The organism is Gracilimonas mengyeensis, assembly GCF_900182705.1.
Classification (GTDB): Bacteria; Bacteroidota; Rhodothermia; order Balneolales; family Balneolaceae; genus Gracilimonas; species Gracilimonas mengyeensis.
Map to the genome: position 1 here is coordinate 302,732 of NZ_FXTP01000002.1, position 21,093 is coordinate 323,824.

The 21,093-nt window shown below is 46.5% G+C and carries 18 protein-coding genes; 8 read left to right on the top strand and 10 right to left on the bottom strand.

What is annotated here, in order from left to right; genetic code table 11:
* Positions 1-6 precede the first annotated feature (6 nt).
* The 3 genes from FN815_RS03620 to FN815_RS03630 all read right to left on the bottom strand — a co-directional run bounded on the left by FN815_RS03620 (position 7) and on the right by FN815_RS03630 (position 2,006).
* Positions 7-327 carry a heavy metal-binding domain-containing protein gene (locus FN815_RS03620; RefSeq protein ID WP_142453245.1) on the bottom strand — a complete coding sequence of 107 codons (321 nt, stop codon included), beginning with the start codon at positions 325-327 and terminating at the stop codon, positions 7-9.
* A gap of 87 nt (positions 328-414) precedes the next feature.
* Positions 415-1,656, bottom strand: coding sequence for a trypsin-like serine peptidase (locus FN815_RS03625; RefSeq protein WP_142453246.1), 1,242 nt, complete (start codon positions 1,654-1,656; stop codon positions 415-417).
* A 104-nt stretch (positions 1,657-1,760) separates the two neighbouring features.
* Positions 1,761-2,006: an RNA recognition motif domain-containing protein gene (locus FN815_RS03630; protein WP_142453247.1), complete on the bottom strand. Its 246-nt coding sequence runs from the start codon at positions 2,004-2,006 to the stop codon at positions 1,761-1,763.
* Positions 2,007-2,230: 224 nt separating this feature from the next.
* Between FN815_RS03630 and FN815_RS03635 the strand changes: the two genes are divergently transcribed.
* The 7 genes from FN815_RS03635 to FN815_RS03665 all read left to right on the top strand — a co-directional run bounded on the left by FN815_RS03635 (position 2,231) and on the right by FN815_RS03665 (position 8,795).
* Positions 2,231-2,809: a TetR/AcrR family transcriptional regulator gene (locus tag FN815_RS03635; protein ID WP_142453248.1), complete on the top strand. Its 579-nt coding sequence runs from the start codon at positions 2,231-2,233 to the stop codon at positions 2,807-2,809.
* A complete protein-coding gene (locus tag FN815_RS03640) occupies positions 2,796-3,548 on the top strand; it encodes an outer membrane lipoprotein-sorting protein (protein ID WP_246075135.1) in 753 nt (250 codons plus the stop codon). The genes FN815_RS03635 and FN815_RS03640 overlap by 14 nt, the downstream gene beginning before the upstream one ends.
* A 97-nt stretch (positions 3,549-3,645) precedes the next feature.
* Complete coding sequence (locus tag FN815_RS03645) at positions 3,646-4,866, top strand: ABC transporter permease (RefSeq protein ID WP_142453249.1); 1,221 nt, start codon at positions 3,646-3,648, stop codon at positions 4,864-4,866.
* 1 nt (position 4,867) lies between these two features.
* Positions 4,868-6,091: an ABC transporter permease gene (locus tag FN815_RS03650; RefSeq protein WP_142453250.1), complete on the top strand. Its 1,224-nt coding sequence runs from the start codon at positions 4,868-4,870 to the stop codon at positions 6,089-6,091.
* Between the two features lie 23 nt (positions 6,092-6,114).
* Entirely contained in the window at positions 6,115-6,525 is a 411-nt protein-coding gene (locus tag FN815_RS03655) for a hypothetical protein (RefSeq protein WP_185957150.1), read from the top strand.
* A gap of 33 nt (positions 6,526-6,558) precedes the next feature.
* Positions 6,559-7,263 (top strand): ABC transporter ATP-binding protein, encoded by a 705-nt coding sequence (locus tag FN815_RS03660; protein WP_142453252.1) that lies wholly within the window; start codon positions 6,559-6,561, stop codon positions 7,261-7,263.
* A gap of 11 nt (positions 7,264-7,274) precedes the next feature.
* Positions 7,275-8,795 (top strand): hypothetical protein, encoded by a 1,521-nt coding sequence (locus FN815_RS03665; RefSeq protein WP_221930229.1) that lies wholly within the window; start codon positions 7,275-7,277, stop codon positions 8,793-8,795.
* 917 nt (positions 8,796-9,712) lie between these two features.
* On the opposite strand, the gene FN815_RS03670 is transcribed toward FN815_RS03665, so the two are convergent.
* From FN815_RS03670 to FN815_RS03685, 4 genes are all read right to left on the bottom strand, one after another.
* Positions 9,713-10,891 carry a lipocalin-like domain-containing protein gene (locus tag FN815_RS03670; protein WP_142453254.1) on the bottom strand — a complete coding sequence of 393 codons (1,179 nt, stop codon included), beginning with the start codon at positions 10,889-10,891 and terminating at the stop codon, positions 9,713-9,715.
* A gap of 599 nt (positions 10,892-11,490) precedes the next feature.
* Complete coding sequence (locus FN815_RS03675; RefSeq protein WP_142453255.1) at positions 11,491-14,037, bottom strand: FtsX-like permease family protein; 2,547 nt, start codon at positions 14,035-14,037, stop codon at positions 11,491-11,493.
* Complete coding sequence (locus FN815_RS03680) at positions 14,034-14,741, bottom strand: ABC transporter ATP-binding protein (protein WP_142453256.1); 708 nt, start codon at positions 14,739-14,741, stop codon at positions 14,034-14,036. The genes FN815_RS03675 and FN815_RS03680 overlap by 4 nt, the downstream gene beginning before the upstream one ends.
* 315 nt (positions 14,742-15,056) lie before the next feature.
* Positions 15,057-15,422 carry an endonuclease domain-containing protein gene (locus tag FN815_RS03685; protein ID WP_142453257.1) on the bottom strand — a complete coding sequence of 122 codons (366 nt, stop codon included), beginning with the start codon at positions 15,420-15,422 and terminating at the stop codon, positions 15,057-15,059.
* A 427-nt stretch (positions 15,423-15,849) separates the two neighbouring features.
* Between FN815_RS03685 and hisA the strand changes: the two genes are divergently transcribed.
* The gene (gene hisA, locus FN815_RS03690; RefSeq protein WP_142453258.1) at positions 15,850-16,566 is read left to right on the top strand and encodes a 1-(5-phosphoribosyl)-5-[(5-phosphoribosylamino)methylideneamino]imidazole-4-carboxamide isomerase; all 717 of its coding nucleotides are present in this window, start codon (positions 15,850-15,852) and stop codon (positions 16,564-16,566) included.
* Between the two features lie 139 nt (positions 16,567-16,705).
* Here hisA and FN815_RS03695 read toward each other — a convergent pair whose 3' ends face one another.
* The 3 genes from FN815_RS03695 to FN815_RS03705 all read right to left on the bottom strand — a co-directional run bounded on the left by FN815_RS03695 (position 16,706) and on the right by FN815_RS03705 (position 21,071).
* Complete coding sequence (locus FN815_RS03695; RefSeq protein WP_142453259.1) at positions 16,706-17,809, bottom strand: glycoside hydrolase family 88/105 protein; 1,104 nt, start codon at positions 17,807-17,809, stop codon at positions 16,706-16,708.
* A 208-nt stretch (positions 17,810-18,017) separates the two neighbouring features.
* A complete protein-coding gene (locus tag FN815_RS03700) occupies positions 18,018-18,599 on the bottom strand; it encodes a hypothetical protein (protein WP_142453260.1) in 582 nt (193 codons plus the stop codon).
* Positions 18,600-18,785: 186 nt separating this feature from the next.
* A complete protein-coding gene (locus FN815_RS03705; protein WP_142453261.1) occupies positions 18,786-21,071 on the bottom strand; it encodes a TIM-barrel domain-containing protein in 2,286 nt (761 codons plus the stop codon).
* Between the last annotated feature and the right edge of the window lie 22 nt (positions 21,072-21,093).

A 21,093-nucleotide genomic window follows, 5' to 3' on the forward strand; every position in this document is an offset into this window, starting at 1 on the left:
CCTATATCACTCAACCTGAACGGCCGTGCCACATACGGTAACCATCAGCATGCTGCCGTTGGCGCCGATGGTTTCGTAGTCAATATCGATGCCGATGATGGCGTTGGCGCCTACACTGTTTGCTTTCAGTTCCATCTCTTCGAAAGCAATTTTGCGGGCTGACTGTAATTCCTTTTCATAAGCCCCGGAACGTCCCCCCACGATATCACGGATGCCTGCAAACAAATCCCGAAAGATGTTGGCTCCAAGAATGGCTTCGCCCGTAACAATGCCCAAGTATTTTTTGGTTTCTTTGTGTTCGATGTTATTCGAAGTGGTCATGATCATAATAAAAACTCCTGTTTAGGATTAAATGGCTTTCCAGCAAGTTTACTAAACAAGCGGCAAAAAGTTACCGGCTTTTTTGGGGTGATGTTATTTTAGCAGAATCATTTTTTCGGTAGCCCTGAACCCATCTCCCTGCAACACATACAAATACATTCCTGAACCAATATTCTCTGCGTTAAATGGGGTTGTATGATAGCCGGCGGTAAAACGCTCATTGGAAAGCAAAGTAGCTACTTTTTGCCCGGTTATGGTATAAACTGAAAGGGAGACCTCCCCGGCTTTCTTCAGCTCAAAAGGAATAACGGTAGTGGGATTAAAGGGATTGGGATAATTCTGATGGAGCCGGAAATCCCTGGCCAGTTCTATTTCCTCTGCAATAGAAACGGGATCGGCATTTTCTATGACGTGAGAAAAAGCCAGGTAGTTAAATGCGGTAATTTTTTGAAAGGCTGATAGGTTTATACCGTGCGAGGTAAAACTGAATGTACCAAGAGAGAAATATCCGTGTTCAGCATCCTTAACAAAAAGAGAACTGCCACTTTGACCCGGCGTGCCTACGGTCGAAAGCAGAATTTTTTCAGGTCTGTTACTATCCAACCTGCCAAAGCCATGTCCTTCAATCATGGCTTCCCCATCGTAAACAAGGGTAGTGTCCACAGGGTGAGTGGTTGCAGGATATCCATAGGTATAGGTCAATTGATTTTGCATCCAATCCGACTTGCTGAAGTAGCCAAGCCCCATCCAGCCACTTTGATCTCCAATGTTATAATCCAGTTCCAGTAAGGCTATATCATTTTGCGACCAAGACTGTTTTCGTACATCGTAGGTCGTATAATAGGTGGTTGCACGGCTGAGTAAAACCGTATTTTCAATGCCATTTTGATGATAGCCCGCAAAGGCATAAAGTGGGGACCTTAGTTCGTTATTCCTATAAACGCAGTGTCCCGCCGTAAGCACATGACGGGGCGAGACCATAATTCCAGAGCAGCTTGAGGTTGCCGTATCATTTCGAACCTGGAAAAGTTTAACTACTGCCGAGAGAGGATACATTTTTTCCTCTCCAGCTGCTATTGAAGTGAATGCACTGAAAAATAAATTATCCTCTTCGGGTACATCGCTAATGGATGGTAATATCTTTTCGGTCCGGTCCTCCGGAATAAAATGCCCGGTCGAAAGTAGCGGCTGACTTTGATCATAGCTTACCGTGATAGCCTTTGAAGAATAGACCGAATCAACCGCATTAAAAACATGAAGTGTGTCCGTAAAGGTAGTATCAGTTTGAGGAGTAAATAATCCAAACACCCCGGTTAGTAGTATTAAAAAACCCATTCTCTTATCCTCTTGTTTTTGTGTTATGTGAGGATAATAATAAAAAAGCCTTTTCCGGTAAAGAAAAAGGCTGCATTTAATAAAACCGTAAAATGTCGAAACGCTTAGTTGCGAGGCTTGGCTTCATTTACTTTCACCGGACGGCCGTCAATTTCAGCCCCATCCAGTTGTTCAATGGCGGCTTCTGCTTCTGCTTTGCTATCCATTTCCACAAAGCCAAATCCTTTGGATCGTCCCGAATTACGATCGGTAATTACCTTGGCAGAACTAACGGTGCCAAAGGCTTCAAAAACTTCTCTTAGCTGGTCGCTGGAAACTCCATAACTCAGGTTTCCGATATAAATATTCATAATGGTCAGTACTGGTTTAAATTAGAAATCAACATATGCAGTGTCATCAATACTCAAAGTCCGCATACCGTATCACAAAAGTACGGTATTTTCGAAGTTTCACAAAGCCTTTGGAAAATATATTTGAGGCTATCAAACCAACAAATAATTACTGGTACTAAAAGAGGTTGTAATTTGCATAAGAATAAAATACATTTTTGACTGAACGTTTAGTCAGTTAAAAAATGAGCCCACGTACTGAAGCACAAAACGAAGAGATCAGGAAGCAAACACGGCAGCAGATTTTGGATGCCGCTTTTGAGTTGTTCGCCAACGATGGTTTCACCAAAACCAGCATTGCATCGGTAGCAAAAAAAGCGGGGGTATCTAAAGGACTTATCTACCATTACTTTGACAGCAAGGAAGCCATTCTGGAGGGAATCTTTGATCAGCTGGTACATCTTGCTGAAGAAATGCTGAGCTTTCCCGAAGACTATAGCAGCACAGATAAAATCAGGCAGGTGATAGAGCAAGCTTTTCAGTTTATCGAACACCAGACCGGTTTAGGGAGGTTGATTATTGGTCTGGCTTTGCAGCCTGATACCATTGAAACCTTACATCCTAAAATCGATCAGGTGAAGGAAAACCAGATGGTACTGTACATTGGTTTATTTAATGAGCTGGGCTACAAAAACCCGGAAACGGAAGCCTACAAATTTGAAGCCCTTATGGATGGAGTGCTATTGGGATATGCTTCTTTAGGAGAAGAATATCCTTTAGAAGAAATGAAAACAAAAATAATGGAGGAATATGTACCGTCTTAAAAAACTGGTTTTTCTTTTTTTGATGGGATTCGTTTCAATACCGGTTTTGGGGCAGGATGCCACTGAAATCATTAAAAAAATGGATGATAAAATGCGGGGAGAAACGCTGGAAGCGGAAATCACCATGACCATTGTACGGCCAAGCTGGGAGCGAAGCATCTCCATGAAAAGCTGGAGCAAGGGGACTGAATTTTCACTGATTTTAATTACAGCCCCCGCCCGGGACGAAGGCACCGCTTACCTGAAGCGTGGCAACGAAATCTGGAACTGGGTGCCCAGTGTGGGACGTACCATCAAAATGCCCCCGTCTATGATGATGCAGTCCTGGATGGGCTCCGACTTCACTAATGATGATTTAGTGCGGGAGTCGTCTGTAGTGATCGATTACACGCATGAACTGGCCGGTGAAGAAACGGTTGAAGGCTACGAATGCTATAAAATCGAAATGACGCCGAAACCGGATGCCCCTGTAGTTTGGGACCGGGTTGATGTGTGGGTGACCAAAGAGGAATTCATGCAGATGAGAACCGAGTTTTTTGACGAAAGCGGGGAGCTGGTTAATGTGATGCAGTCTTCGAATGTGCAGACTTTTGACGGACGCCAGATCCCTTCCAAAATGGAAATGATCCCACAGGATAAAGAAGGCCACAAAACGGTATTGGAGTATGAATCTATGGAGTTCAACGAAAAGATTCCCGATGGATTTTTCTCAGTACAAAACATGCGAAGGGTGGAATAAGCAATTTTGAATTATGAATGCTAAATGATGAATTCAAATCGGAGATAAAAAATTCAACATTCATAATCCAACATTCAGAATTAAAAAGATTACTGCAATGCTGTATTTAAAACTTGCCTGGCGGAATATTTGGCGAAATAAGCGCCGATCGCTGATTACGATGGCATCGGTGGTGATGGCGGTGTTGCTATCGTCCGTAATGAGTTCGATGCAAGAGGGGCAGTATGATCAGATGATCGATAATACGGTGGGTTCGTTTACGGGGCATTTGCAAATTCAGCATCCCGATTATTTTGATGAATCTACCCTGGATAACAGTCTCGAGATTGATTCATCACTGATACAGAAAGTAGAGGCTCATCCCGAAGTACAAGGGGTAATACCCCGTATTGATTCGTATGCATTGGCTGCCGGAGATGATCGCAGCAAAGCAGCCATGGTGGTGGGAATTGATCCTGAAGCAGAAAAAGCTCTAAGTACTCCCGACCAGAAAATTTCAAATGGGAAATATTTTGAATCAGCTGATGAGCGGGCGGTTTTGGTAGCGGAAGGACTGGCGGATTTCTTAAGCGTGAGCGTTGGGGATACGCTGGTGTTGCTGGGGCAAGGGTTCAGGGGCATGAGCGCTGCCGGAGCTTATCCTATAACAGGCATCGTCAAATTTGGCCTGCCTGATATGAATAACAATGTGGTCTATTTGCCCATGCAAACTGCACAGGATTTATATGCGGCCTACGGTCGGGTGACTGCTGCAGTCGTCATGTTGGAAAACCCCGAGCAAGTACAACAAGTAGTACCCGAGTTGCAAAAAGAACTTGGTGAAGAATATGCCGTGCTGGGATGGCAAACGTTGGTGCCGGAATTGGTACAAGCCATAGAAGCCGACCGGGGCAGTGGCATGATACTGCTGCTGATTTTATACATGATCGTAGGCTTTGGCATTTTGGGCACGGTTTTGATGATGACGGCCGAACGAAAATTTGAGTTTGGGGTGATGGTGGCCATCGGTACCGCACGGCTGCGAATGAGTATCATGCTGATACTGGAGATGTTCTTCATTACCCTGATGGGCACGGGTGCAGGCATGGTATTCAGTTTGCCGGTGATGTACTATTTCAACTTTAATCCGTTGGAATTTACCGGGGAAACGGCAATGGCTATTGAGGAATATGGTATGGAGCCTTTTATTCGCTTTTCAACCGATCCGGGGATTTTATTTGAACAGGGGTTGATCGTTCTGGTGATAACGCTGGTGATCAGCTTGTATCCCCTGGTGCATATGTACAAATTAAAACCGGTGGAGGCCATGCGACACTGATATGAAATTCTGGGCCATTTTAAAACTGAGTTGGAAGAATGTGTGGCGAAATCCGCTGCGGAGCACCGTGGTGATTATGGCTGTGCTGTTAGGCACCTGGGCCGGTATTTTTTCTACGGCTTTGATGAGCGGACTGAGCATGCAATACATCAAAAACCAGCTGGATACCTCTATTGCCCATCTCCAAATCCATCACCCCAAATACCAGGAAGAAAACCTGCCACGCTACTATATCCCCAATCCTGATTCGTTGGTGGATGCTTTGCAGCAGTATGATTTTGTGCAATCTGTATCGCCGCGCACGGTGGTGCAGGGACTGGCATCCAGCACAGCCAATTCGTACGGCGTAACAGTAAAAGGCATCGTTACAGAAATGGACACCCTGGTTTCCGATGTGCATGAATATCTGAAGGAAGGCGAGGGACTGGCCGAGACTTCCAGAAATACGGTTTTGATTGGAGACAATCTGGCTAAACGATTAAAACTGGAGCTGCGGTCAAGGATGGTCATCAACTTCCAGGATGTGGAAGGAAACCTGACAGCTGGCGCCTTTCGTGTTGCTGGTATTTTTGATACCCCGAACTCGGTATTTGATGAAACCCATGTATTTGCAAAACAGGAAGATTTGGGACGATTACTCGGCCGCTCCCATACCATTCATGAAGTAGCCCTTCGGGTGGATGATTTCAAACAGGCCGATGCGTACCGGGATTCGCTGGCACAGACCTCCAGCTTACAGATTGAAAGCTGGGGTGATGTATCTCCCTCGCTGCGTTACACCGATTCCAGCCTTGATTTTGTGCTCTACATCATCATGGTGATCATTGCAATAGCACTCACCTTTGGCATCATCAATACCATGCTGATGGCGGTTTTAGAACGAACCCAAGAATTGGGAATGCTGATGGCGATTGGCGTAAACCGGCTGCGCACTTTTTCTATGGTGATGCTGGAAACGCTGTTTTTAACCATGGTAGGCGTTCCTTTTGGCATGCTTCTGAGCTGGGCTACTATCCAATGGGTGAGCAATGTCGGCATTGATTTAAGCGCCTTTGCCCAGGGACTTGAAGAATACGGAATGAGCACCGTGGTGTACCCGCAATTACCGGAAGGTTACTTCCTGAACATCGGCCTGCTGATGCTTGTTGCCACCCTGCTGGCTGCCGTTTATCCATCTATAAAAGCCTTAAAACTAAATCCAGTTCAAGCAATCCGAAAAGTATAGAATATCTAATGTTGGAATTTTGAATGATGAATGTTGAATTTTTTGACTGTGCCTTTTCAAACCATAGCCCACGGATTCATCTGTGGGGAAGAGAATTTTTGGCGAGCAAAATTTTCGCCCGTATTGTTTTGAAGGTACATTTAGAAATCGAAAATTGGGCGGGATGGTTTCTGGAGGTTCTGGCACCGCCCTCCCTGGTTTCAAAACAGCGCTGCGGCTATTTTGAAACCGGTCCCTCCTCCGAATGCTCGGAGCAGGCTAAAAGGACACAGGTTCTTGCCAAAGTAAACCGTTTTGCCAAAAGAGTTGAAAGGTTTTCAATCGATTCGAACTATCTCTCTTCGGAGAGAGACCGATTTCAGCTTGTCCCGAATTGGTCGGGAAGAGAGGGCCGTGGTGTATTCAACATCAATCTACTCCAGCCCAAATCATAAATCGTCAATCATAAATCATAAATCAAAAATCCAATGTCTATCATTCAGGTTCGCGATGTCACCAAAGTGTATAACAAAGAACAGGTGCCGGTACATGCGCTAAACGGTGTAAGCCTGGATATTGAAGAAGGCGAGTTTACGGCCATTGTAGGTCCTTCCGGCTCTGGTAAAACCACTTTGCTGAATATCATTGGCGGACTGGATGAGCCTACTGAAGGCACCGTAGAAATTCATGATACCAAGATCTTTTCTATGAGCGAAAGTAAGCTCATCGACTTTCGGCTGCATCACATTGGTTTTGTGTTTCAGGCCTATAACCTGATTCCGGTATTGACGGCCAAGGAAAACATCGCGTTTATTTTGCAGATGCAGGGACGTCCCCAAAAAGAATGCACCCACCGCAGCATGGAGTTACTGAAGATGGTGGGGCTGGAAGATAAGGTAGATAAACGACCTTCAGAGCTTTCCGGCGGACAACAGCAGCGCGTAGCAGTAGCCAGGGCATTAGCCTCCAAGCCGGATTTTGTACTCGCCGATGAACCCACCGCCAATCTCGACTCTGCCTCAACCGCCAATTTGCTGGATATGATGTTGAGGCTGAATGAAGAAGAAAGTATCACCTTCATCTTCTCCACTCACGACCAAAGGGTGGTAGAACGGGCCCGCCGTGTGGTTACGCTGGTAGATGGCAAAGTAGATACGGACGAGGAGAGAACGGAAAAGAATATCGAACATTGAACAGAAGAATAATGAATATCGATTTTTCTGAAGAGACCGGTTTGAACTATAGCCCACGGATTCATCCGTGGGAAAGGGGAGTACGTGATAGGAAAATTTTCGCCCGGGTGTTTTGTGGGTTGATGATGGGTATCGAAAATTGGGCGGGTTGGTTTATTAAGGCCTTGGCACGGCCCTCCCTGGTTTCAAAGCAGCGCTTCGGCTGTTTTGAAACCGGTCCCTCCTCCGAATGCTCGGAGCAGGCTAAAGGGACACAAGTATCAGCCAGTAGGAGTAAAACTGCCATTAAGATTCTATTTTTTCAATGGCTAAAAACCTATCTCTCTTTGGAGAGAGACAGGATTTGGCTTGCCACAATCCAGAGAGAGGGGAGTGCTGGAATAAGGCTGTTACTTTTTTTGGGGCTTCTGCTACTCTTCATCCCCGCAAAAACATCCGCCCAAAATACTATTGAGGTAGATTTTCGGGGTTATGTGAAAGAACTGGGCAGCCTCAGTCTGAGCAACGATTTCGAAACCCTGCGTTATGACAACATCCTGCATCACCGCATAGAAAGCCGGTTTGGATTGGGGGAGTATGTGGAATTTCGGGCAGATGTACGAACGCGGCTGTTCAACGGCTGGACGGTTCAGAACACGCCGGGATATGGAAAATATTTATCCAACGATCCCGGCTACGTGGATTTGAGTCATACCTGGATTGATGAGGAAAAAGTGGTGCTTAACTCAGCCATCGATCGCCTTCACTTTTCTTACATCAATGGCCCGTGGGAAGTACATGCCGGACGGCAGCGCATCAACTGGGGCAAGACGATGGTGTGGAATCCCAATGATTTGTTTAACGCCTACGCCTATTTGGACTTTGATTACGAGGAACGCCCTGGCACCGATGCTTTCTCGGCCTCTTATTCCTGGAGTTATGCATCCAGTGTGGAGGCTGGTTATCGTTTGGGGGATTCTTTTGATGAGTCGGTGCTCGCCGGGATGTTTCGGGGCAGTGTGGGAGAGTATGATGTACAGCTAATCGCCGCTAACTATTTTGAGCAGCTGGCTCTCGGGGGCGGCTGGAGTGGATATATTAAGTCGGCAGGTTTTAAAGGAGAGATAACGTACTTCCATCCCCGTAACGATTTTTGGGATGAAAGCGGGCATGTTACGGCTACGCTTGGCGGTGATTACATGTTTCCCAATGCGGTGTACGCCTCGGCAGAGTTGTTGTACAATGGCGGCTGGGATCGTTCGGTGAATCCCGTGGCGCAATTAACACGCCCGCCCAGTGCCGATGATTTGTTCATTGCGGAAACCGGTTATTTTGTAAATGCGGCCTACCAGTTAAACCCGCTTACCAGTTTAACCGGTGGGGTGATGGGAAGCTTCGATCGCAAAATGGTGATCCTGATACCGCAATTCACGCGCTCGCTGAGCAATAACCTCGATTTATTGATTTTGGCACAATTGCTAAAAGGCTCTGCCTTGTCCGATCTGACTGAAACGCCGAATGTATTGTATTTTAGATTGAAGTGGTCATATTAGTTTTCAATGGGTACAAAGGAATAGAACGCGGATGACACAGATCGGGTGGATTTATTGTTTTTGTTTTGAGGCTCGTAACGAAGGCCCTCCTTCGTTACGCAGATGTGAAGCTCCTGCTTCACTTATCCTTTCTGTGATGATCCGCATAATCCGTGTTATCCGCGTTCCATACCGTAGCGTTACCTTTAGAACCTTTTGTTGCCCAACCTCCGGTAAGCAATTGAACTTTATAGCAACTCGGGCGAAGGTTCTGTGTGGCCTGCCTTATACCCCGGGTTGAAACCCGGGGCTATTGATGTGATCATCTCTTCGGGGTTTATATATTGTTAGAATTTCAGATTCCATGCCGTGGATATTAATGTATAGAACGCGGATGACGCAGATGTGGCGGATTTGCGCTGTTTTTTTGATGACTCTATGATTACATCCTTTCAGCGATGATCCGCATAATCCGTTTCATCCGCGTTCCATACCGTAGCTTTATCATTGGAACTTTTGTTGCTCCAACCTCCGGTAAACAATTGAACTTTATAGCAACTCGGGCGGAGGTTCTCGTTTGGTTTATCTTTACCCCGGGTTGAAACCCGGGGGCTATTGATGTGATCATCCCTTCGGGATTTATATATTGTTAGAATTTCAGATTCCATGCCGTGGATATTAATGTATAGAACGCGGATGACGCAGATGTGGCGGATTTGCGCTGTTTTTTGATGACTCTATGATTATATCCTTTCAGCGATGATCCGCATAATCCGTGTCATCCGCGTTCCATACCGTAGCTTTATCATTGGAACTTTTGTTGCCCCAACCTCCGGTAAACAATTGAACTTTATAGCAACTCGGGCGGAGGTTTTATCGGGAGTGCTCATTACCCCGGGTCGAAACCCGGGGCTATTATAGTTGCATCCCTTCGGGATTTAGTTCTCGCCATATCCGGTCATCTCTATAAAACCATTTCCGCCCAGAGATTTGCCCTCCATATTTCCGGAAACCGAAAGCGTGCCCTCAAAATATCGAACCGAAACATCCATTTCCTGATCGGGAAAAAGGGTGGCGAGATCCAGTTGCAGATCAAAACGGGGAATGCGCATGGTCCACTGCGAAGGGTATTCCGCTCCGCTGTGTGGGCTCAGCCAGGTATCTTGTACTTCCAATTCAACATCTTCCGGGGTTATGGTGGTTTTATTTCCAGCAGGATCAATAAGCGAACCGGTGGTAAAAGTACTCACGGTGCCATCATCATTTCGGAGTTGATAATACATCAGGTCGTACCCATTGGATAGTTGTATAGAAAACCAGTCCCAGCCTTCCTGACTTTCATCTAGGGCCGAGGTGCTCCATTCATGATCCATCCAGCTGGAGCCACTAATGTCAAACTCCTCTCCGTCTTTGGTGATGGTGCCCTCCGTATCCATCCGTGTGAAAGCCAGGTAGTACGAAGCATTGCCTTCTTCCTCGCCTTTGCGGTCATATCCATCCTCGCCCTGCAGCACCAGCGGTTTGCTTGGGGTGATGGTGAAATCAATCGAGGCACCATCTTCCATTTTGGCCTTAATTCGGACCGGGAAATCCTTGTCATCAGAACCATTGGGATTCACCCGTCTGATTTCCCAGTCTTCCAGCCAAATGCGATAGGGATCTACTTGAGCTCCCGCGAGACCAGCTGCACCACGGCTGTATCGTTCTTCAAAAATGTGATCTTCTTCTGCCACATCCGAGATGGCAAAGTGTCCGAGATAAAGCTGGTTAGTATTCCAGTTATTTTGGGTTGATGCGTCTTCAGAAGTGCTGTCGGGCGGGGTGAGCTGGCTGCGGAAGATGGTAAATTGGTAGCCAAACTGGCGTCCTTCTTCGGTAAACACATTGCCGGTGTAGTACCACCATTCGGTGCGGAAGCCGGGATGAGGGCCGTGATCATCCGGAAATACAAACTCGCGGGGACCGGTAGCCCGCAGGTATTCTTCTTCATCTCCGCCGCCCATGGCTTCTGCCACCGAAACCGAGGCTGAGATTTCATCCTCTTCATTCCCCGATAACATCCAGATGAAACCGGCAAATAAAGCGAGTATAAATATGGTCCAGTAAAGTTTTTTCATAAGATCCGTGTTAGATAAAAATTTAGAATTCGTTCCGAAGCTCCACTTTTCGAGGGCCGTGGTCACAAGCGAATAGAACGCTGATGACGCAGATGTGGCGGATTTGCGCTGTTTTTTTGGTGACTCTATGATTACATCCTTTCAGCGATGATCCGCATAATCCGTGTCATCTGCGTTCCATAACGTAGCGTTAATTACGGTACCTTTTCTCGATAATCACAGTCAATCAAATACATCATAACTATCACAGTTCAACGGTTTTGCCCAACCTCCGATTAATCATTTTCCAATTACACCAATTGGGCGGAGGTTCTGTGTGGCCTGCCTTATACCCCGGGTTAAAACCCGGGGCTATTTATGTGGTCATCCCTTCGGGATTTATATATTGTTAGAATTTCAGATTCCATGCCGTGGTCACAAGCGAATAGAACGCGGATGACGCAGATCTGGCGGATTTGTGTTGTTTTTTTGATGACTCTACGTTCAACCATCCTTTCAGCGATGATCCGCATAATCCGTGTTATCCGCGTTCCATACCGTAGATTTACTTACGGCACTTAGGGCTTCGTGTATATACGGCTCAATGAGCCGTGGTATGTCTACTCATTCCGCAACGCATCAGCGGGGTTGGCCTCCGACATTTTTCGGGAGGGATAGATGCCCGCCAACAGCGCAGCCACCACGGCCAATCCTACGGCCTGAAGCAGTACTTCCGGCGTAATCATAAACTGCAAGGTCCATCCAAAAGAGCGCAGGTTGATGACATATACCAAAACGTAGGCCATCAAAATACCCAGCGGAACAGAAAGCAAACCAGCCATAATGCCCATCACCCCGGTTTGGCTAATGACATAATTCCATAGCTGTCCGGGCGTCATTCCATTGGCTCGCAAAACGGCCAGTTCGCGTGCTCGTTCCAGCTGTAACGCCATCAGGGCACTTAGCACACCCATGAAGGCAACCAGGATCGCAAGCATGCGTAATACAATAGTGACGGTAAACGTACGGTCGAAAATTTCAATGGAGGCTTCCCGCAATCCGCGGTTGGAACGGATAAATACTTCCTGCATACCGGCTGACCGTTCCCGCAACCGATCAACCAAGGTTTCTACCGATTGCCCTTCTTCTGCATACAAAGCGAGCCCCGAAATAGCATTATCATCAAAATATTTATTATAAATTTCTCGGCTGATGGTGATGGTGCCGATATCTGAGGCGTAATCAAAGTTGATGGCTTGAATGACAAAAGGTTGGGTTCCTGCATCGGTTTCAATGCGGAGGGTATCGCCTAGCCCCATATTATTTCTATAGGTGTACACTTCCGATACCATCACGATATTTTCTTGGGTATAGCGCTGCCAAAAATCAGTACCACTTACTTTAAGCTGATAAGCCTGCTTGGCCGTAGGGCCCTGACTGATAGCCACCAGGTTATCAAACCCGTTGTTGGTTCGAACATCCACACTACGAACAGTGCTCGACTCTGACACACCTTCCGTTTTTTTGAGGAGATCTACGAGCATTGGCTGCAGGGTAGCATCAGCCTGGCGCGTTACGGAGCTGGGAGGCTGAATGTAAATATCAGCCTGCAGCTGAGCTTCCAGCCAGGAAACGACCGTGGTGCGAAAACTGTCCACCATCACCCCAACACCAACGGTAGCAGCAATAGCAACCGCCAGGGCAGCAATAGCCACGGAGGTACGGCTGAGTTCCGTAACCACGCCCCGTACAGACATCTTTCCAATTAGTCCGGTTAACTTACCGAGAATGGGACGAAATACCTTTGCCATCCCGATGATGAGCAGCGGTGTGATGAGCGCAAATCCTACAATCATAAAAAGGAGCGAAGAATATCCTGCGGCAATTCCTCCATTCGGAATGAGCAGAATGGCAGCACCGGCTAATGCGGTTAACACTCCGATACCAGCCAGGGGCAGTATCCTTGCGCTGAGTTTAGATTCGTTGGAAGAACGCTTGAGCACGGTGGTGACTTCGGCTTGAGAAGCTTCCCGGGCCGGCCAAAATGCGGCAATCATGGTAGCGCCCAATCCCAAAACAATTCCTTTAGCGATCGGGAAAATCCCAATAGACAATTCCTGCACAGAGAGCACAAAGTACAGATCGTTGATGGATTGAGTGACCAGTTGCACGAGTCCCTGTGCCAGAATGATGCCGGCAATAATTCCGAGCACGGTTCCCATGGCACCAATAAACAGGGCTTCTTTGAGAACAGTAAATAGAATTTCATTTCTGGTAACCCCGAGCGCCCGCATCCGGCCAATGAGCGGATGACGTTGTACCACGGAGAACGTCATGGTGTTATAGATGAGAAACATCCCCACCAACAGGGCCAACATGCTCAAAGCCTGCAGGTTAAATTCAAAAGCTCGGGTCATTTGCTCCACCGTTTCAGTGCGGGAGTCAGAGCGGACGATACTGGCACCCTCAGGTAGAAATTCCTTGATTCGGGATTGTTGAGCTTCAGAATCCTGCGGCAGGATCAAGTCTATGCGGCTCAGTTGTCCCTGGATATTGAAGAGTCGCTGGGCTGTGTTGACATCCACTACCAAAATGCTTTCGAGTGCTTGCTGGCTGCGGTCGTCGGTCGCTTCAATCAATCCAATAAGCTGGATTTGATAATCGATACCGCCCACCGAAAGCTTCAGTGTATCGCCAATTTTAGCTTGCATCTCTTCGGCAGTGGAGGCGGCAACCATCCCGGTATTATTCCCGGTCATAAATTCAGAAAGTTCAATGCCGGCCTGTTGACTGGCATAATCCCGGAACGGGCCTTCCGCAATGGGATCAACCCCCAAAACTTGAAAAGTGCGATTTAATCCCTCCACTCGGGCATAACCTTCCACAACCGGTGCAGATTTACGGATATTGGCTTCCACACGGAGATCGGTGTATACGGATTGATCCAGGTTTTCACCGGCTCCCAGAATTTGATGAGTGGCTTTGCCTGTCACGGCTTCCGTAGATAGCTGAAAGGCTTTTTCGGCACTGGAATTGGACAGATCAATGGATACCACCACGGCTACTCCTAAAGCCACACCTAAAATGGAAAGGGCAAAATGCCAGGGATGTTTTAGCAGGAAGCGCCAGCTGGAACGCCACAACAAGTTATTAGAAGATTGGCTCATGATGCAGAAAGTTCCGACAGTTCAACTTCATGAAGCTTTCCGCCCTGCAGTTCAACCACGCGATCGGCAAGTTCACAGATGTCGCGATCGTGCGTAGCCAGAATAATAGTACGGCCGTTTTCGCGCACCAGCTTATTGAGGATATCCAGAATCTGTTCTCCGGTCTCATAATCGAGATTTCCGGTTGGTTCATCGGCTAAAATCAGCATGGGTTCGTGAGCCAGTGCACGCGCAATAGCCACCCGCTGTTGCTCGCCACCGGAGAGCCGGTCAGGATAACTGTCGCCGCGATCGCCCAGGCCTACTTCCGTCAAAAACTGTTCGGCTTTAGGTACGGCTTCCTCATCACTATCGCCTTTGAGTTTGAGGGGTAGCAACACATTCTCAAGGGCGGTAAGCGTGGAAATCAGGTTGAAGGATTGAAATACGAAGCCGATGTTTTTCCGGCGGAAAAGGGTCCGGTCTTTTTCACTGAGCTGCGCCAGGTTGGTGCCGCCGATGATGACATCACCGGAATCGGGCCGGTCAATTCCGCTAACCATATTCAGGAGCGTACTTTTACCGGATCCAGAACGCCCCAGCAGGACGATCATCTCGCCCTCTTCCACGGATAATTCCAGTTGATCCAGCACCGAGCGCGACTTCTCGCCTTCCCGGTAGCTTTTGGTGAGGGTATTGAGCTGTATGTGTGCTTCGTTTTTCATGCAAATGGTTTAATCGTTGTTGGCGACCAAACATCTGCGGTTTTGGAATTGTTCCCTTTGGCTAATCTCTCTGCAAAGAGAAAGAGGTGATTTACTGAGCTTTAAACAAGATCATAAATGATTCAAGATTTCCAGTCCTAAACTTCGACCTCACCTAAATCCTCTCCTTCGCAAGGAGAGGACTTTTATGGGACTTATAACTATTTCGATATGCGTTCATAACTTCAATTTTTAACAACGGGTCTTTCTCCTTGTGAAGGAGAGAACAAAAGAGGTCGGGGATGGTGGATTTAAGGCTTTTTTACCGCACTATCATCACAATTGTAGTTTTCTTTTAACCATCCTGTGTAGTTTTGATACGACGTTCTCCAAATTATTTAGCACTTCTTCATTTTTAAATCTGATCACTTCAATACCGTTTCGTGTTAGAAAAACGTCTCTATTCAAATCCTTTTCCTGAACCACTTTTTTTAAATGGATCTTGCCATCAACTTCAATAGCCAGTTTTACTTTTGGTATGTAGAAATCTAAAATATAAGGTCCAACTCCATATTGACGTTTCACACGGACGCCAAGTGTTTTTCTGCGCAATGCTTCCCAAAGGATTTCTTCAGCTTCCGTCATATCCTGTCGAAGCTTTCTTCTTTGCTGCAATGTTTTTCGGGGATTTTTGATGCTCATTTCATTCTAAGCTTAATTCTGTATAATTATAATGATTTGGTTTTTTAAAGACACCTGCTCTCCTTTTCCAATTAATTTGGGGAAGGGGCAAGCGGTTAAGTTTTAAACAAGATCATAAATGATTCAAGATTTCCTGCCCTACACTTCGACCTCACCTAAATCCTCTCCTTCGCAAGGAGAGGACTTTTATGTGATTTATAATTACTTCGATATTGGTTTTTAATTCTAACTCTTTAACAACGGGTCTTTCTCCTTATGAAGGAGAAAACAAAAGAGGTCAGAGATGGTGGATTCGGTACTAAGGTTTATCTCGACTGATTTTACAGGGAGGGGAGTCAAAGCTATCACTAATATCCATTTATTCCATGATTCTAACCCACTAAACCCCTAACTTCGGCTTCAATCCAAATTCCAACAAGCACATTCCATGCAAACCATTCCCGCTATCGATCTTCTCAACGGACAGGCTGTTCGCCTTCACAAAGGTTCTTATGAAGAAGTTACGGTGTATGATAAATCGCCGATAAATCAGGCTCGAAAATTTAAGGAAGCAGGGTTTGAGCATATCCATGTGGTGGATTTGAATGGAGCAAAAGAAGGGGAATTTATCAACCTCCCGCATATTAAGGAGATTATCGATGAGCTGGATATTTCGGTACAAACAGGCGGGGGAATTCGCACCTTTGACGATGTGGAGATGCTGCTGGATGCCGGGCTATCGAAGGTGATTTGCAGCTCTATGGCCATCAAAAATGAAGAAGACTGGCTGCATTCACTTCAGCAATATCCCGAGCATATGATTTTGGGCATGGATTTGAAAGATGGGAAAATAGCGTATTCCGGTTGGTTGGAGACGGCAGAAGAGTCGGTAGAATCTTTCTTGAGCCGGATGATTGACGAGGGACTTCAGGAAGTGCTTTGTACCGATATCTCCAAAGATGGCACGCTGGCCGGGCCCAATTTCGATTTATATCATGATCTGCATAGAAGCTTTCCTAAGGTACGGTTGATTGCTTCCGGCGGGGTGTCTTCCCTGGAAGATCTGGAGACGCTGGATGAGGCGGATATCGATGCTGTGGTAATTGGGAAGGCGTATTATGAGGGGCGTATGAGCCTGGAGCAAATGGCTGGTTTTAACCGCTAAGGCGCAAAGGGTTGTTGTTTTGTGTTATATCCCTTTGGTTTCGAGCTAATCAGGGTTGAATATATGCAATTGGTCCAAGCGGGACGCTTGAATCAGTATGTAGGGAGAGTATCTTCTGTAGATGGAGTGTTTTTTAGTGCTATTCACTTTTCAGAAGCTGATGAGCGAACCAGAGCAGAGGAGCTTGCCCGTGCAAATCTCCGGTTACGGTAGGCCGATCCAGGTAGTATTGAATGTTATCGCTTTGACCGGTGCCCACACAAATATCGGTCAGGCGTCCGTATTCATTTACTTTGTCTGCCAGCGCCAGCCATGCTTTTTGGTATGATTCTGTATAGCGGGGATCGGAGAGTATGCCTTCATCCTCGCCTACTTTAATGGCATAGCCAAACATGGCTGTTCCGGAGGACTCTTTCCAGGAATCTTCGTTATCAATCAGTTGCCGCCACATGCCATCATTGGCCTGGTACCGGAGCAACGATTCCATCATGGTGGTGTAGCTTTCAATGATGTTGGTATAATGGGGATTGCCTTCCGGTATCACCGTAACCATTTCAGCCAGGGCGGCAGCCATCCAGCCATTTCCTCTTCCCCAGAAAAAAGGTGCATCCGGGCCGTGATAAAACAACCCATTGGGCCGTTGCAGCTTTTCGAGGTAATCATTCATCTGCAGGGCGGCACGGTTTAGGTAAACTGTATCGCCGGTAACTTTATAGGCTTTTTTCTGGATGATGCCGATCATGAACATATCATCAATCCAGTAGCGGGTTTGGTTGGTAATTCCGTTGGGTTGAGGATCATCCCATTGAAGGTCTGCCATGGTAACGCCCATTTTTTTATAGGCTTCATTGCCATTCCACTGGTAAAATTCAATGGGCAGTACGCCAATAACGTTTGCATCCACATGGTCCGCAGGGAGCGAATCAAAATCATCCAGAATATGCTGATACCGTTCTTTAAGTAAGTAAATCCGAGAGGTATCCCCGAGAACAGCCGCAAGTTCGATGGCTCCCATGCCGGCGATGGCCTCGGCGTAATGCACCGTGCTGAGGAAGTCGGTTTCGTAGCGCATAATTTCATCCCGGGATAACAAATCATCGATGGCCATCAGACCAATCTGTGAAGGAGAGCTTTCTTCATCCCAAAAAGTATCTGATTCTGTAGCCTGATGACAGGATGTTAATCCCATCAGAATGATGATGAAAGCAAAAGGAAAGCTGAAGCCTGTGTTGTTTTGATGCATCGCCAGCAAATTGGTGTTTGTTGTAATTCACAGAAGATGTAAATGAACAACCATAAAAACACCTGAAATTTTGAAAGATGCATCGGGGCAAAATATAGTTTCACTATGTTACTAAGACACCCACAAAACAATTTCAAAATAAAAATCCCGCCGGCAGAAAAGAGAACTTCTCCACGGACGGGATCCTCATGGGATGAAAGTGGTGTGCTTAATTCAGGTATATTCGAGCACCAAAAGTGAGTGCTTCAAGGTATTCCGCTTCATCATTTACGGGAATATTGCCCTCCAGCATCAAATCTACCGGTGCGTCATTCAGGTGAATATCGATGCCAACCGGAACCAGCAACGCATGATAAGTAACGTTGTCAGTGAAAAGTGGCTGGTAGTTAAAACCCGTGTAAAGGCTTACCGGGTGGATATCTTTACTGATATTCACGCCGGTCTTCAGGCCTAAGTCGCCATAGGTGTAGATACCTCCCAGAAGAGCTACCGATAATGAACTGGTGGGTTCTGAAGCAACATTGGCTTCAAAATGACCGCCAAAGTAAATCTCATCGTCCATAAACCCGAGCTTGGCATGACCGGTGAGATCATTGCTAAAACCATAGGCTCCTCGGGTAATGAACATAAAATCATCCTGAGCGGTAAGCATTACCGGCTGTATCCCTACAGCAAATGTACCTTGTTCAAGGGTTTTGGCATTGGAGAAAAAACCATCTTGTGCTTTTAACGTTTGTGTTCCAAAAAAACAGAATAGGCTTAGTAGCGTAAGTATTAGTGACTTCTTCATTATGGGTGATGTTTTTTTATTCACATTCACCCTTTAGATGGTATCCGGCGGAAGTATGTTCCCGATTTTAATGGGTATTAGGTTTGATGATGTTTATGCGGTGTGATAAATATCTACGGTGCATCCATTCGGCGATATTCTCAGCATCCTCTCAAAGCCATCATTATTGGTATCATCTTTTGGCGTTTATTGCTTTACTATAACCTCAATGTCTGAACCGGCATTAATCTCAACAGAAACAGTTTTTTGGTCATCATTATACTGAAATTCAACTGGTTCGCCATTCACAGTGATATTTTGAGGTTCAGAATCAAGTCTTACGATAGCATGGCTGTCGGCCGCTAAAGCCTCACTGTTAAACTGTATAGATAAGTCAGACCGGCTTAACTTCATTACTTTTTCCTGGTCATCATCCAGGTAATCCACATAAGTAAATGAGGTGGTTTGGCCAGGCTCACCGGGAAATAAGTGAATAGTTAGTGATTCATTGCCCTCCAGATTTCCCCGCCAGTTTTTGGAATTTCCCCGGTAAATATCGCCTGTTAAGTAGATAGAATTGGCTTTAACAAAGATGGGGATTTCCTGAAGTGAAACTTTTTTAGTGATGGTTTGTCTCCCTTCCATTTTGGTGGATAGATCGTGATAATCATACCATGTTCCTTCGGGTAGATAAACTTCACGGCTGTTATTTGGGGAAAAGAGAGGTGCTACCAAAAAGGCATCCCCGAAAATATATTGATTCCACATTTCGTAGGTGGTTTCATCATCGGGATACATATAAGTCATAGGTTTCATTAACACGCCGTTTTGATCGGAAGTGTTGGCCAGCGAATAAGCATAGGGTAGCATAGCCATCCGCAGCTCGGTGACATCTCTGAATACATCCTGCAATTGCTGAGAATACTGCCAGGGTGCGCGGTCTTTTCCGCTGCCGCCCATGCCATCAATCTTGATTTCAAACATACCATTCCAAACGCTCCACTGCAGCCAGCGGATGTAGAGCTGCTCATCAATAAATCCATCACCCAGGTAGCCGCCCGTATCGTTGCCCCAAACCGGGAAGCCCATGAAGCCAGCGCGCATGGCATTGGCCATATTCCCCGACATCCCCTGCCAATTGGGGCGTACATCCCCACCCCAAATAGCACTTAAATAAGGCTGTGAGCGATGATAAGCAGCCCGGGCAAAATTAAACTGATCGTCGCCATGAGACTTTTCCAGAAACTTATCAATCACTTTGGCATAGAGGTACACATATTTATTCCGGGTTTCGGATTGGGGAACTTCATCATACCAAACGGCAGTCATTGGGAAATTTTCGTCGGCACGGTCCATCTTGTGACCTTTTACTCCCACGCGATACTGCCATTCCATGCGGCGTTCAAATTCGGCCAGGGCTTCGGGATGGGTGAGATCGATGTAGCCCACATCACCGGGCAGCAATCCGGGAAAATAGGGATCGCCAAAAGTAAGCGAACCGACCCAGCTCATAAATTCCATCCCATATTTATCATTGATGATCCCAATCCATTCCTCTGGATTTGCAAACTTCTCATTGAAATCCATCTTTGACCACTCATGCGTACCGTTGCTATATGGACGATCTACAAAGGTGGCCGTAAGCGGTATTTTCATGTCGGTGAATTTCTCCAGGTCTTTCAGAATCTCCTGGCTGCCACCTGCGCGGGTACTGTCGCCTCCGTTATCATCCCGCCAAACCACCGGACCTACGGCCCATATCGGGACTGACTTCGGCTCTCCAATCACCCCAAAATACTCTCGGTGGATCACATCACCGGTTGGGCCGTAGAACAAATACCAGTCCAGCGAGTCGGTTTGGTGGTAAATTTCGGTGGCGCCGTCTTTGGCAAACTGATACTGACCCCGGGCAAAGGTATCAAAAAAACTGCCGTAGCCGTTGCTGCTCATAAAGAAGGCGGAGTAGGCTGATGCGTAATTCTCCGCATAGTTTTCTTCGCCTTTGTGATGCACATCCACATCTATGGTTTCTCCCCGCAGGTCTGGACTTTTGCGGTTCCCTGGATATAGTTTCTCAATCAACCCAAAATAATGCTCGTCCAGCTCCCGCATTTTTATGGTGATGTGATTGAAGGTCTCGTGCCCGGCTTCAAAGTGAAATGTCTGCCCGGTATGACTCAGGGTAAGCTCAATTTCTTCCGGAAAGTTCTCGTGATAGCCATCAGAATCCTGTAAAGCCAAGTTTATAATGAGCTGGTTTTCTCCGTTTCCTTGTTCAATTCCGGTGATTTCTGTAGGAACAAAATTGAACTGAAATCCTTCCACATGGGCAAAGGTCTCGTTATTATAGGCCAGACGAATACCTTCACTTTCATCAACAAAAACCTGGAAATTCCCTTGCTCCAGAACAGGTTGAGCATGGATAGTAATCATACCAATGATGAACAAAATCAGTGTAAGAAGGGGACGGAATGTTCTTGGGGTGATCTTCATGGTTGGTTATTGGTGTGAATAA

What these genes read in the sequence shown, in the direction of transcription:
- FN815_RS03620 (WP_142453245.1), bottom strand. Translation starts at nt 327, where the DNA reads ATGATCATGACCACTTCGAATAACATCGAACACAAAGAAACCAAAAAA.
- FN815_RS03625 (WP_142453246.1), bottom strand. Translation starts at nt 1,656, where the DNA reads ATGGGTTTTTTAATACTACTAACCGGGGTGTTTGGATTATTTACTCCT.
- FN815_RS03630 (WP_142453247.1), bottom strand. Translation starts at nt 2,006, where the DNA reads ATGAATATTTATATCGGAAACCTGAGTTATGGAGTTTCCAGCGACCAG.
- FN815_RS03635 (WP_142453248.1), top strand. Translation starts at nt 2,231, where the DNA reads ATGAGCCCACGTACTGAAGCACAAAACGAAGAGATCAGGAAGCAAACA.
- FN815_RS03640 (WP_246075135.1), top strand. Translation starts at nt 2,796, where the DNA reads ATGTACCGTCTTAAAAAACTGGTTTTTCTTTTTTTGATGGGATTCGTT.
- FN815_RS03645 (WP_142453249.1), top strand. Translation starts at nt 3,646, where the DNA reads ATGCTGTATTTAAAACTTGCCTGGCGGAATATTTGGCGAAATAAGCGC.
- FN815_RS03650 (WP_142453250.1), top strand. Translation starts at nt 4,868, where the DNA reads ATGAAATTCTGGGCCATTTTAAAACTGAGTTGGAAGAATGTGTGGCGA.
- FN815_RS03655 (WP_185957150.1), top strand. Translation starts at nt 6,115, where the DNA reads ATGATGAATGTTGAATTTTTTGACTGTGCCTTTTCAAACCATAGCCCA.
- FN815_RS03660 (WP_142453252.1), top strand. Translation starts at nt 6,559, where the DNA reads ATGTCTATCATTCAGGTTCGCGATGTCACCAAAGTGTATAACAAAGAA.
- FN815_RS03665 (WP_221930229.1), top strand. Translation starts at nt 7,275, where the DNA reads ATGAATATCGATTTTTCTGAAGAGACCGGTTTGAACTATAGCCCACGG.
- FN815_RS03670 (WP_142453254.1), bottom strand. Translation starts at nt 10,891, where the DNA reads ATGAAAAAACTTTACTGGACCATATTTATACTCGCTTTATTTGCCGGT.
- FN815_RS03675 (WP_142453255.1), bottom strand. Translation starts at nt 14,037, where the DNA reads ATGAGCCAATCTTCTAATAACTTGTTGTGGCGTTCCAGCTGGCGCTTC.
- FN815_RS03680 (WP_142453256.1), bottom strand. Translation starts at nt 14,741, where the DNA reads ATGAAAAACGAAGCACACATACAGCTCAATACCCTCACCAAAAGCTAC.
- FN815_RS03685 (WP_142453257.1), bottom strand. Translation starts at nt 15,422, where the DNA reads ATGAGCATCAAAAATCCCCGAAAAACATTGCAGCAAAGAAGAAAGCTT.
- hisA (WP_142453258.1), top strand. Translation starts at nt 15,850, where the DNA reads ATGCAAACCATTCCCGCTATCGATCTTCTCAACGGACAGGCTGTTCGC.
- FN815_RS03695 (WP_142453259.1), bottom strand. Translation starts at nt 17,809, where the DNA reads ATGCATCAAAACAACACAGGCTTCAGCTTTCCTTTTGCTTTCATCATC.
- FN815_RS03700 (WP_142453260.1), bottom strand. Translation starts at nt 18,599, where the DNA reads ATGAAGAAGTCACTAATACTTACGCTACTAAGCCTATTCTGTTTTTTT.
- FN815_RS03705 (WP_142453261.1), bottom strand. Translation starts at nt 21,071, where the DNA reads ATGAAGATCACCCCAAGAACATTCCGTCCCCTTCTTACACTGATTTTG.